The organism is Kerstersia gyiorum (assembly GCF_048595715.1).
Classification (GTDB): Bacteria; Pseudomonadota; Gammaproteobacteria; order Burkholderiales; family Burkholderiaceae_B; genus Kerstersia; species Kerstersia gyiorum.
Map to the genome: position 1 here is coordinate 3,288,304 of NZ_CP169556.1, position 12,844 is coordinate 3,301,147.

Here is a 12,844-nt window from a genome sequence, read left to right on the forward strand (position 1 = left end):
GACTCAGACTACCCCCGCACAGGCCGCAGCGCTGCGGCCAGCCTTCCCATAGCCTCGCGGATTTCGTTGTCGGTCAGCGCGGCATAGCCCAGCAACCATCCTTCGCGCGGCGCCTGTCCCCGGTACAGACGGCTGAGTCCGGGCAGGCGGATGCCGGCCTCGGCCGCGCGCCGGATAGTCTCGGCCTCCTGCCAGTCCGGCAACAGGAAGCAGGGCACCTGCAGGCCGCCAGCTGGCCGCGCCGCCACGGCCACATCGCCCAGGTGCCTGCCTATGGCCTCCAGCATGACTTCCCGCCGTGCCGCATAGAGCTTGCGCATGGCCCGCACATGCGTGTTGTAGTAACCATCTTCCATGAAACGCGCCAGCGTCAGCTGCAGGATTTGCGGCGTATGGCCGTCCATGATGCTGCGCGCATTCACAAATGCGCCGACCAGCGCCTCGGGCACGGCCATGTAGCCCATGCGCAATCCCGGGTACAGCGTCTTGCTGAACGTACCGACATACAAGGTGCGGTCATGGCGGTCCAGCCCCTGCACGCAGGCGGTAGGCAGCCCGTCGTAATGGAATTCGCTGTCGTAGTCATCCTCGATGATCCACTTGCCATTACCGGCCGCCCAATTGATCAGATCCAGCCGGCGTTCCAGTGGCAAGGTGGCACCAGTCGGGTACTGGTGAGACGGCGTCACGTACACGGCATTGGCGCCACTGCTGTCCGCGTGCAGCAGGTCTGTCCGAAGCCCCTGCCCATCCACCGCAATGGGAACGACCCGGGTCTGTGCGGCAACAAAGGCCTGGCGGGCGCCAAAATAGCCCGGGTCTTCCATCAGGATGGACTGCCCCGCGTCGGCCAGCACCTGCGCGCAAAGGTAAAGCGCCTGCCGCGTGCTGCTCAGCACGATGATCTGCGCCGGCGCTACCCTGGCTCCGCGCTCCAGGTTCAGGTAAGCCGCGATCGCTTCGCGCAGCGGCGCTTCACCTTGCGGATCACCATGCAGCAAGAGGCTGCCGCGATGTTCACGCAAGGCCTGGCGCTGCAGGCGTTCCCAGGTTGAGGTCGGGAAACTGCGCGTTTCCGGCAAGCCCGTGGCAAACGCCTGGATGGCGCGCGTATCCTGCACGCCGCCGCCCTGCAGAAAGTCCTGGCCCCGCCGGCTCAGCCCCGCCACGCCTGCGGCACCGGATGCCAACGCCCCCGACCGCCGCGTCCGACGCGGCGCCGCGCCACGCAATTCGGTACCCAGCGTTGCAGACACATAGCTTCCCGAACCGCCGCGTCGCGCAATGAAGCCATCACGCTGTAGCTGGACATAGGCGTTTTCCACCGTCTCGCGCGACACGCCCAGGGACTCCGCCAGCACCCGCGTGGCCGGCAACTTCACCCCAGGTGCCAGGGCGCCATCCAGGATCAGCGCGCGCAAAGCGCGCTGCAGGCGCAAATGCAGGGCCTGCCGCTGCTGGCCGGGCTGCGCCAGCTGCATGCGCAAGGTTTCCAGCTCGAAAGTCCGGTTCATGGGCAACCGTCCGCGCAGCGTGTCAATTCACGACCGTGGCGGCATGGCCGCCAGGTCATGGATCAAATGAATATCGTCCGGCTCCAGGCCATGCAGATGCCGGTCCGGGCGAGCAGCCAGCCGAGCACCCTTGGCACGGTAGAAATCCACCGTCCGGCGCGTGGAGGTTGCCGAGATATACAGGCCTGACCCGCCAAGTGAATGGACATCTTCCATACAACGGTCATACAGCATAGAGGCCAGCCCCAGCCCGCGCCTGTCATGGCTGACATGCAGAAAAGCCATCTGCCGCAGCGACGGCCAATCCGCCACTGGTGCGCTATCGAGCACGCTGGCGGCCACCAGGCGCCCCCCATCGAACACGCCACGGAATATCCCGCCACGGTCAAAGCAAGCCAATAGCAGCGGCGCCTGGCTTTCCGGTTCGCCTTCCGGCCAACCCCGCGTATCGTAAAACTCGCGGCGCAGCGTCAATTGCCCATCCACCACGGCATATACCTCATCGACCCGTTCGCGGCGGTCTATGGTCCAGAGCGCCGGCAATTCGGTGCGCATCAAGCACCGAGTCACCAGCCCGTTGCTGGCGGTCACTTCATTCATGGTCCTGTTCCCTGGCCTGCCCGCCACCCTGGCGGCCCGCGCCCGGAGCGCCACCGCATCACGGCAGCAACACGGCAGCCCTTACGCACGAAAACCGCCATGCTACCGAACCCGGCCCACTGCGCACAATCCCGACGGCTGCCCTGCGGCTTGCAGTCGGCCCTCAGGCCCCTACGGCAAGATCATCCACGTCCGCCAGGCTGCCACCCGCCGCCACGATTTTTTCATAGTTGCGCCGGCGCCGCTCGTCCAGTTCCGTATTGCTGACGCCACGCGTCCAGTACCCGGCAATGGCTATCTCGCTCTTGCTCAGACCGGCCGCGCTGAAATGCTGGCGGATGGCCCGCATTTCGTCACGCTCACCTGCTCCCCACACAACATAGCGTCCGGGGTCTGGCAATTCACGGGCACGCCGAGCCAGCACGCCCCCCGCGCCAACCCCCTGTTCATTCACATGTTGCAGGTCCAGTCCCGCAATGACAGGCAGCTCGGCAAAGGCGGCGACATCCGGCGTAGCCACCCAGCCCACACCGTGCAAGCCCGTCGGGCGCTGGCTCAACAGCGCATACAGCGCGGGAATGGCGGTAGCATCCAGGAACAAGGCGACCGGACGGCCATCCACCGCCGGAATCAGGAAGTGCGGCCGCGGGCCGCTGAGCGCGAAGCAACTGCCAGGCTGCAAATCCGCCACCCAGCGCATCATCGGACTGCTGTAGCCGTGCACCACTACGTCAAACACCATCGTGGCGCTATCCGCAGCGAAAGTGCGCAAGGTATAGACTCGCGACGCATCGTCATAATCGCTGCCCAGCCTCAACCGGATCGCGACATTGGGCAGTTGCCACTCAGGACTGAGCCGGGATTCTTCCAGTCGCGCACGGATGCGCACCACGCCTGGCGTAGGGCGCTCCAGCGCCTCGACCCGCGCTGTCGTATGGATCAAACCACGGTCGTGGTCCGGTGTGCTGAGCATGCCCGACGCTTTCCCGGGCGTCTGATTCAATGTCGTCATGACCGCTTTCCTTGCATGGATTCGATAATTAGTTACACCATAGTAAACTAATTGTACTGCGCAATGGAAATGAAAATATTTCGCTGCTGGCTTACCATGCCGCTACCGCGAGCCTTTCTCCACTCAAGACACCCATGACCAGTGCTTCCCCACCACGCGGCCGGCCGCCCACGATCACCCTGGCACGCATTGCCCAAGCCGGCATGGAAATGACGCTGCCGCTGATCACCTTCACCGGTGTGGCCGCACGTCTTGGCGTCAGCCACGTGGCCCTGTACAAATACGTCTCCAACCTCGACGTGCTCAAGCAGGTTGTCGCCGATGCCATCTTCGGCCAGTGGCGCATGCCTGCTCCCTGCATGGCAAATACCGCCGGCCTGGCTGACTATCTGGCCGAATTTGCGCGCTCCCTGCGCCAACTCGTGCACCAGAACCCCGGCCTGGCGGGCTATCTGACCCGCCATGACCAGAAAACACCAGCCATGCTGGCCCGGATCCTGGATCACCACGCCCAGGTCGCCAGCGCCTACGCCATCCCTACCGAAACCGCAGGGTGGCTGCTGTCCACCGTGGCCTACCACTGCATCGCGCTGGCCGACACCGTCTACGCCTGCCCGGCAGGCTCCAGCACTGGGCTGCTAGCCAGTGATGCCGCCCTGCATGAGGAATTCGATCTCAGCATGCAAGCGCTGATCATTGGTGCACTGCAGATGGCCTCTCAGCAGGATGGCCGACCACGCCGCCCTTCGGCGCAACCACCCCTGGTAAATTAAACGGCGCAGCCACGTGGCGCGTTTGTTTTCCTGCCCGTGACGCCATTTCCCAACCAGTGCCGGCCAGGCTTGCTTACTGTTGCCGGACGACCATCCGCCAGGAGTCTGCCAATGAATTCCCGAGCCGCCTTGAACGCACTGTGGCAATTGAGTGGTCTGCCATCCGACGCACTGGAGCGCATTTCCCTGACCGGCCGCGACCCGGTCTTCCCGTCCTCTTTCGCAGTAGGCGCTGCCGCCCAGGCCAGTATTGCAGCCGCCGCGCTTGCCGCCTGTGAACTGGGGCATGCGCGAGGCGTCCCCCGGCAGAACGTTGCGGTAGACATGACGCATGCCGCCGTGGAGTGCACCGGCTGGTTTTCACTGGACGGCACCGCGCCAGACCTGTGGGACCCCTTCGCCGGCCTGTACCGCTGCGCCGATGGCCATGTCCGCGTGCATACCAACTTCCGCCATCATCGCGACGGCGCCCTGCGCCTGCTGGGCCTGAACCCGGACACGGCCACGCGCGCGGACGCCGAACGCGCCATGTTGAACTGGCGCGCGCTGGACTTCGAACGTGCCACCGCTGAACGCGGGCTGGTGGCGACGGCGCTGCGCAGCTTCGACCAATGGGACGCTTCGCCGCAAGGCCAAGCCATCAGCGCCCAGCCGCTGCTGAGCATCACCCGCATTGGCGATGCACCACCCCGGACGCTGCCGGCGCTGGCCCAGAATGAGCGTCCGCTATCAGGCGTGCGCACGCTGGACCTGACACGCATCCTGGCCGGCCCGGTTGGCGGACGCGCGCTGGCGTCCTTTGGCGCTGACGTGATGCTGGTCAATTCGCCGCAGCTACCGAATATCGCAGCCATCGCCGAGACCAGCCGTGGCAAGCGCTCTGTCCACCTCGACCTGCGCACCGAAAACGGACGCAACGCCTTGTGGCGGCTCATCGGTGACACACATGTTTTCTCGCAGGGCTACCGGCCCGGCGGGCTGGCGGATCTCGGCTTTTCACCGGCAGCGCTGGCGCACCGCCGTCCCGGCATTGTGGCGGTGTCGCTGACTGCCTATGGCTCCCAGGGCCCTTGGAGCCAGCGGCGCGGCTTTGATTCGCTGGTCCAGACCGCCATGGGTTTCAACCACGCAGAAGGCGCCGCTGAGGGCGACGGCAAACCGCGCGCGCTTCCCATGCAGATTCTTGACCAGGCCAGCGGCTTCCTGATGGCCTTCGGCGCGGCTTGCGCGCTATGGCGCCAGCAACAGGAAGGCGGCAGCTGGCATGTCGAGGTATCCCTGGCCCAGACCGGCCAATGGCTGCGCAGCCTGGGGCGTGTCGAACATGGACTGGCGGCGGAAAAACCAGACGACACCCCGTGGCTGGACAGCGTGCCCTCCGGTTTCGGGCTGCTGCGCGCCATACGTCCCAGCGCGCAACTGTTGCGCACGCCTGCCGGTTACGACAGGCCCTCCGTTCCGCCTGGAACGGACCGGCCCGAGTGGTAGGCTGGCACCCGCCTAGCAGGCCTGACAGCGCCAGCGGCCAGCGTTACACCACCGATCCTGCGGGTCGTGCTGCCGTGACGCCGTGGTGGGCATCCCTTGCCCTGCTGCGGCGGGCGTTCCAAACACCCAATGCCACGATCATGACCGTCAGCAATGCCGTCGCCAGCACCTCATTGCGATGTTTTTCGAGGGTCAGCATGATGCCCAGCGCCAGCACGATGAAACCAATCACCGCCCAGGTCAGCCAGGGATACAGCCACATGCGGAATTCGATCGGATGGCCGCCGGCGATCAACTGACGCCGCATCCGCAACTGTGAAACCGCAATGACCAGATACACCAGCAAGGCGACAGCGCCAGACGAAGCCAGCAGGAACGTGAAGACCTTCTCAGGCATGAAGTAATTGACGATGGTCGTCAGAAAACCGACCGCCGTGCTCGCCAGCACCGCCGCCCGGGGCACATGGTTCACGCTGGTCCTTTGCAGCGCTTCCGGCGCATCGCCACGGCGCGCCAGCGAAAACACCATGCGCGACGAGGTGTAGATGGCGGAGTTCAGGCAACTGGCCACGGCCACCAGCACCACCAGGTCCACAATCAGTTTGGCATGCGGGATGTTGAGCAGTTCCAGGGCACGCTGATAGGACCCGACCTGCAGCAGCGTCGGGTCGTTCCAGGGCACGATGGAAACCACAATGAAGATGGACACCAGGTAGAACAGGCCAATGCGCCAGATCACCGAATTGGTCGCACGCGTGATCTGGCGCGCCGGGTCGCGAGACTCGGCTGCGGCAATGGTCACGATTTCCGTGCCCATGAAACTGAACATGGTCGTCAGCAAAGCGCCCAGCACAGCCGCCGCGCCGTTGGGCATGAAGCCGCCGGTAGTCGCCATCAGCGTGGCCAGCCCGCTGGCGCGGTGATCCGGCAATCCGCCTGCCAGCGCCATGGCGCCCAGCACGATAAAGGCGATGATGGCCAGCACCTTGAGCAGCGCAAACCAGAATTCGAACTCGCCATAGCGCGCCACGCTGAACAGGTTTGTCACCGTCAGCAAGGTGGTCACGGCCAGGGCGAACACCCAGGTATCAACTACCGGGAACCAGGCATGCAGGATGGCTGCCGCCGCGATGGCCTCCAGCGGAATCACCAGCACCCAGAACCACCAGTACAGCCAACCAATGGTAAAGCCGGCCCAGCGCCCGATGGAGCGATCGGCGTAGGTGGAAAACGAGCCGGTATCCGGCGCGGCGACCGCCATTTCGCCGAGCATGCGCATCACCAGAACCACCAGAGTGCCGGCAATCAGATAGGCCAGCAGCACCGCCGGCCCGGCGGACGCGATTGCATGGCCAGAACCGACGAACAAGCCGGCACCGATCACGCCGGCAATGGACAGCATCGTGACGTGGCGCTGCTTCAGTCCTGGCGCCAGGGACGCATTGCCTCCCTTGTTGAGCTGCGAAGCCAAAATGACTTTTGACATATTCTTGTCTCCTGTGTGCATCGACAGGGCCACGTCCCGCGTGAATACGGCAACGGTACGGTAATACCGCCGGAACGCTGCCCGCCGTGCGGCGGCGCATGATTGATAAGGTGGATTGCCGCCATCATTTGTTGTCTCGCCAAGGCCTTGCAGGCCTTTTCTCCTTTTGTTCACTGCGACTGCACTACCGTGTGTTCCGGTGCACCTCCCATAACGAAAACAGGCATGACCTGCGGGCCATGCCTGTTTTTGGTTTTTCCTAGAGGCTGGGGAATGCGAACTGTGAGGCCTCGTGGCTGGCGCGCTGCGGCCAGCGCTGGGTAATGGCCTTGCGGCGCGTATAAAAGCGCACGCCATCGGGGCCATAGGCATGCAGATCGCCAAAGAGCGAACGCTTCCAGCCGCCGAAGCTGTGATACGCAACCGGTACGGGCAAGGGCACGTTGACCCCAACCATCCCGACTTCGATTTCGTCGCAGAACAAACGCGCCGCTTCGCCGTCGCGCGTGAAGATGCAGGTGCCATTGCCATACTCATGCTCATTGATGAGCTGCATGGCGGCTTCCAGGCTATCGACCCGCACAATGCACAGCACCGGCCCGAAAATTTCATCGGTATAGATGCTCATGTCTGGCCTGACGTGATCAAACAGCGTGCCGCCAACAAAGAAACCCGACTCATAACCTCCCACCTTCAGATTGCGGCCATCCACCACCAGCTTCGCCCCAGCCTGTACCCCGGCGTCGATATAGCCTCGCACCCGGTCGCGCGCTGCCGCCGTCACCAGCGGTCCCATGTCCAGCCCGCAGGTCGTCCCTGCCCCTATCCTGAGCGCCTGGATCTTGGGCACCAGTTTTTCCACCAGCGCATCCGCGACCGCATCGCCCACGCACACGGCGACCGATATCGCCATGCAACGCTCGCCGCAGGAACCGTAGGCGGCGCCCATCAAGGCATTGACGGCGTTGTCGAGATCCGCGTCCGGCAGCAGCACGGCGTGATTCTTCGCGCCACCCAGCGCCTGCACCCGTTTGCCATGGCGGCAGCCTTCGGCATAGATGTACTCGGCAATCGGCGTGGAACCGACAAAGCTCAGGGCCTTGACCTCGGGCGCGGCGATCAGCCCGTCCACGGCTTCCTTGTCGCCGTTCACCACATTGAGCACCCCCGTGGGCAGGCCCGCTTCCAGGAACAGTTCGGCAATGCGCAATGTCGAGCTGGGATCACGCTCCGACGGCTTGAGAATGAAGGTATTGCCGCAGGCGATGGCCAGCGGATACATCCAAAGCGGCACCATGGCCGGGAAGTTGAATGGTGTGATGCCGGCCACGACACCCAGCGGCTGGAAATCGCTCCATGCGTCGATGGCGGGGCCGACATTGCGGTTGTATTCGCCCTTGAGCAATTCCGGCGCGGCGCAGGCATATTCAACGTTTTCTATGCCACGCTTGAGCTCGCCTGCCGCGTCTTCGATCGTCTTGCCATGCTCCTGGCTGATCAGCAGCGAGATTTCGTCCTGGTGCTGCTCCAGCAGTTGCTTGAAACGAAACAGCACCTGGGCCCGGCGCGCCGGCGGCGTATTGCGCCATGCGGGAAAAGCGGCGCTGGCCGAAGCAATGGCCTGCTGCAGCGTTGCGGCGTCGGCCAGCGCCACCTGCCCGGTGACCTCGCCTGTCGAAGGATTATAGACATCCGCCTGGCGGCCGCCCCCCTGAACCCGAACGCCATCAATCAGATGCGGAATGATCGACATACTATTGTCTCCTAGGCTGAATCTTGGAAATTGCTTGTTATTGCGTTGTTGTGTCCGAGCCGCCCCTGAATGGCCTATGGCCCGGGCTGCCCGGCCGCGCAGGCGGGCCTGGCCCGTCCGCGCATGGTCTTGCTGCGTGAGCGCCTGGTAAAAGCCCAGGAGCCCCAAGAAACTCAAGGAACTCAAGGCACCTGGTTGAGGACTTCACCCACAGCATTGAACAGGCTGTCGAGCTCGGCAGGCGTGGCGCTAAAGGGCGGCCCGAACTGCAGGGTGTCGCCACCGAAGCGCACATAAAACCCTTTGCGCCACAGCGCCAGCCCGGCCTCGAACGGACGGATGGCGGGATCGCCGTCGCGGGGCGCCAGTTGCAAGGCGCCAGCCAATCCGCAATTGCGGATGTCTATCACATGACGGGTGCCCTTGAGACCATGCAGCGCCTGTTCGAAGTGCGGTGCCAGCGCGGCAGCGCGCTCGATCAGGCTTTCGCGTTCCAGCAGTTCCAGCGTGGCCAGCCCCGCCGCGCAAGCCACCGGATGCGCAGAGTAGGTGTAGCCATGGCCGAACTCGACCAGATGCTCGCCGATGTCCTGCCCCATGAAAGTGTCATAGATAGCATCGCTGGCGATCACGGCGCCCATCGGGATGGCACCATTGGTCAGTTGCTTGGCGACCGTCATGATGTCCGGCGTCACGCCGAAGTATTCCGCACCAGTCGTGCGGCCCATGCGGCCGAAACCGGTGATCACTTCGTCGAAAATCAGCAGGATATTATGCTGGTCGCAGATTTCGCGCAGGCGTTGCAGATAGCCTTGCGGCGGAACCAGCACGCCGGCCGACCCGGACATAGGCTCGACTATCACGGCGGCGATATTCGACGCATCATGCAGCTCGATCAGGCGCAGCAAATCGTTGGCCAATGCCACACCGCCAGTCTCGGCCTGACCGCGCGTGAATTCGCAACCGGCCTGCAAGGTGTGCGGCAGGTGGTCCGCATCCATCAACACACCGAACATCTTGCGATTGCCACCTATGCCCCCCAGGCTGGTGCCTGCGACGTTCACCCCGTGGTATCCGCGCGCACGGCCTATCATTTTCGTCTTGGAAGCCTGGCCACGAATACGCCAATAGGCACGTGCCAGTTTCACGGCAGTATCCGCACATTCGGAACCCGAATTGGTGAAGAACACATGGTTCAGCTGGCCCGGTGTCAGCTCGGCCACTTTCTCCGCCAGCTGAAAAGCCAGCGGATGGCTGAACTGGAAGGCCGGCGCATAATCCAGCGTGCCCAGTTGCTGGGCGACCGCTTCCTGGATTTCCGTCCGACTATGGCCGGCGCCGCAAGTCCAGAGGCCGGACAGGCCATCGAACACCTTGCGGCCCGTGGCGTCGATCAGCCAATGGCCGGATGCCGCAATGATCAGGCGTGGGTCCTTCTGGAAATTCCTGTTGGAACTGAACGGCATCCAATGCGCCTTCAAGTTCAGGCCCGTCTCCGTCTCGGATGGGGAAAATGTCTGCAAATTCATCGCGATACCCCTTTGTTGTAAGGAAGGATGCGACTCATTATGCCCAGCAGGTTAGATGAGTAAAATACAAATGTTCTCAACAATACTTATCGGTTTTCTAACCTGAATGGAAAAGAACTTTTTGGCCCAGGTCACGGATTTCGATCTACGCATGCTGCTGGTTTTCCGCACCGTGGCCGAATATGGAGGCTTCGCCGCCGCAGAAAGCGCGCTGGGCATCACTCGCTCGGCCATCAGCCAGCATATGTCAGACCTGGAAAAGCGCCTGGGCATGCGCTTGTGCCAACGCGGCCGTGCCGGGTTTGCCCTGACTGACCAGGGTAGGGAAATCCTTAGGGCCAGCGAGGCCCTGCTGGCATCCATCGAAGACTTCCGGCGCGAAGTCAACCAGCTGCACAACCATCTGCGCGGCGAACTGAACCTGGGATTGATGAACAACCTCGTGACCCAGACCCGCACCCGCATCACCAACACACTGCGCGACCTGCGTCGCCAGAGCGACGGCATCCGCATCAACATCAGCATGAGCACGCCCGGCGACATCGAGCGCGGCCTGCTCGACGGACGTCTGCACATCGGCGCCCTGCCCGATATCACGCCACTTTCCGGACTGGAGTACTTGCCGCTCTATGACGAAATTTCCCTGCTCTACTGCAGTCATCTGCATCCATTGGCGCAAACCGGCGGCCAGGCGACGCTGGCGCAGATCCAACAGGCCGGTACCGTGGCCCCGGGTTATCGCATGACCGCCGAAGCCTTGCGGCTGCACCAGGATCTCAATTGCGTCGCGCGCGCTACCGACCGCGAAGGTATCGCCTTCCTGATCCTCACGGGCGAATACATCGGCTTTTTGCCCTGCCACTATGCCGCCACCTGGGTCGAAAAAGGCCTGATGGTGGCCCTGCAGCCCGAACGCATGCAATTCACCGTTCCGCTGGCCATCGCCACCCGCAAGGGCAGGCGTTCCAACCTGCTGGTCGAGCACTTTCTGACCACCCTCTCCAACGACGGGCAAAGCCCACGCTGAGCCGGGCATCCACGGCGCCACAGGCCCGCTTGCAGACGCACGTATCCCTATATACCCGCGGTAATGCAGTATTTATGCATATTCCGTCTGTGCGGCGCCGTGTCCTGCGGCTAGACTATCCTGCACTGCCCTGGCTGGCGCCCACCAGGCTGATGGCCGGGCAGCATTCCTCAAAATCAAGACCACAAATCAATAGGGGTAGCAGGAGATGACAACAAGCACTCTGCAGGAAAGCCGCTCGGCCCGTTTCGCCATGCGCTGCGCGGCCTGGGCGGAACGATGGTTTCCAGACTCGTGGGTGTTCGCAACCATAGGCGTTCTGCTGGTCGCCATCGCCGCACTGGCCATAGGCGCCACGCCGGCTGCCACCGCCAAGGCCTTTGGCGACGGCTACTGGAGCCTGATCCCGTTTACCATGCAAATGGCCTTTGTCGTCATTGGCGGCTATGTGGTCGCCACATCGAGCCCGGCGTCGCGCCTGATCGACATGCTGGCCAAGCTGCCGCGCAATGGCCGTTCGGCCGTCGGCTGGGTAGCGCTGATTTCCATGCTGGCCTCGCTGCTCAACTGGGGCCTGAGCCTGGTATTCGGCGGCCTGCTGGTCCGTGCCATGGCTAGGCGCGCCGACCTGAAGATGGATTACCGTGCTGCTGGTGCTGCCGCCTATCTCGGGCTGGGCGCCGTCTGGGCGCTGGGCATCTCCTCATCCGCCGCCCAGTTGCAGGCCAACCCTGGCAGCCTGCCGCCATCCATCCTGGCCATCACCGGCGTCATCCCCTTCACGGAAACCATTTTCCTGTGGCAATCGGGCCTGATGCTGCTAGTGCTCATCATCGCGTCGCTCATCATTGCCTATCTCACCGCTCCCAGCGCCGCCTCGGCGCGCAGCGCGCAGGACTGCGGCATAGACCCGGCCTTCTCGATGCCCGAGGCGCACAAGCCCACGCGCCCGGGCGAATGGCTGGAGCACAGCCCGCTGCTCATCATCCTGCTAGTCGCCCTGGCCGCCGGCTGGCTGCTGCAGGAATTCGCGTCAAAGCCCGCCATCCTGGCGATATCCGGGTTGAATACCTATAACCTCATGTTCATCATGGCCGGCGCCCTGCTGCACTGGCGGCCGCGCAGCTTCCTGGATGCAGTGGCCCGCGCCGTACCCACCACCACCGGCGTGCTGATCCAGTTCCCGCTCTATGGCTCCATTGCAGCGATCATGACGCAGGTGCCCGGCAGCGGTGGCGAAACCATCGCCCACCACATCTCCGCCTTTTTCATGAAGATCGCTTCGCATGACACCTTTGCGGTGTTGATGAGCGCATACTCCGCCGTGCTGGGCTTCTTCATTCCATCGGGTGGTGGAAAATGGATTATCGAAGCGCCCTACGTCATGCAGGTCGCCAACGAGCTCCAGTACCACCTGGGCTGGACAGTACAGATCTACAACGCTGCCGAAGCGCTGCCCAACCTCATCAATCCGTTCTACATGCTGCCATTGCTGGGCGTGCTCGGCCTGAAGGCCCGCGACCTGATCGGCTTCACCTTCGTGCAGTTGCTGGTCCACATTCCGCTGGTTCTGCTGCTGCTCTGGGGGCTGGGCCAGACCCTGACCTACTTCCCGCCGATACAGCCTTGACGCGCGCTGGCCCGGATACCATCGACGGCATC

At 63.5% G+C, this 12,844-nt stretch carries 10 protein-coding genes; 4 read left to right on the forward strand and 6 right to left on the reverse strand.

Translation table 11 applies throughout. From position 1 onward, the window contains the following. Positions 1-8 precede the first annotated feature (8 nt). The 3 genes from ACEW7X_RS14395 to ACEW7X_RS14405 form a co-directional block, all read right to left on the reverse strand. A complete protein-coding gene (locus ACEW7X_RS14395; protein ID WP_420177351.1) occupies positions 9-1,514 on the reverse strand; it encodes a PLP-dependent aminotransferase family protein in 1,506 nt (501 codons plus the stop codon). 27 nt (positions 1,515-1,541) lie between these two features. Continuing rightward, positions 1,542-2,114 (reverse strand): GNAT family N-acetyltransferase, encoded by a 573-nt coding sequence (locus tag ACEW7X_RS14400; RefSeq protein ID WP_068367171.1) that lies wholly within the window; start codon positions 2,112-2,114, stop codon positions 1,542-1,544. A 163-nt stretch (positions 2,115-2,277) separates the two neighbouring features. Continuing rightward, positions 2,278-3,126, reverse strand: coding sequence for a siderophore-interacting protein (locus ACEW7X_RS14405; RefSeq protein ID WP_420177352.1), 849 nt, complete (start codon positions 3,124-3,126; stop codon positions 2,278-2,280). Positions 3,127-3,260: 134 nt separating this feature from the next. Between ACEW7X_RS14405 and ACEW7X_RS14410 the strand changes: the two genes are divergently transcribed. Then, on the forward strand, positions 3,261-3,899 hold the full coding sequence (locus ACEW7X_RS14410) for a TetR/AcrR family transcriptional regulator (RefSeq protein WP_420177353.1): 639 nt from the start codon (positions 3,261-3,263) through the stop codon (positions 3,897-3,899). A gap of 111 nt (positions 3,900-4,010) precedes the next feature. Further along, complete coding sequence (locus tag ACEW7X_RS14415) at positions 4,011-5,387, forward strand: CoA transferase (protein WP_420177354.1); 1,377 nt, start codon at positions 4,011-4,013, stop codon at positions 5,385-5,387. A 43-nt stretch (positions 5,388-5,430) separates the two neighbouring features. On the opposite strand, the gene gabP is transcribed toward ACEW7X_RS14415, so the two are convergent. From gabP to ACEW7X_RS14430, 3 genes are all read right to left on the reverse strand, one after another. Continuing rightward, positions 5,431-6,873 (reverse strand): GABA permease, encoded by a 1,443-nt coding sequence (gabP, locus tag ACEW7X_RS14420; RefSeq protein WP_420177355.1) that lies wholly within the window; start codon positions 6,871-6,873, stop codon positions 5,431-5,433. Between the two features lie 259 nt (positions 6,874-7,132). Next, on the reverse strand, positions 7,133-8,626 hold the full coding sequence (locus tag ACEW7X_RS14425) for a CoA-acylating methylmalonate-semialdehyde dehydrogenase (RefSeq protein ID WP_420177356.1): 1,494 nt from the start codon (positions 8,624-8,626) through the stop codon (positions 7,133-7,135). Positions 8,627-8,808: 182 nt separating this feature from the next. Next, a complete protein-coding gene (locus ACEW7X_RS14430) occupies positions 8,809-10,155 on the reverse strand; it encodes an aspartate aminotransferase family protein (RefSeq protein WP_420177357.1) in 1,347 nt (448 codons plus the stop codon). Between the two features lie 106 nt (positions 10,156-10,261). On the opposite strand from ACEW7X_RS14430, the gene ACEW7X_RS14435 reads away from it, so the two are divergent. Beyond that, a complete protein-coding gene (locus ACEW7X_RS14435; RefSeq protein ID WP_068367183.1) occupies positions 10,262-11,182 on the forward strand; it encodes a LysR family transcriptional regulator in 921 nt (306 codons plus the stop codon). 208 nt (positions 11,183-11,390) lie between these two features. Then, positions 11,391-12,812 carry a short-chain fatty acid transporter gene (locus ACEW7X_RS14440; RefSeq protein ID WP_127775165.1) on the forward strand — a complete coding sequence of 474 codons (1,422 nt, stop codon included), beginning with the start codon at positions 11,391-11,393 and terminating at the stop codon, positions 12,810-12,812. Positions 12,813-12,844: the final 32 nt, after the last annotated feature.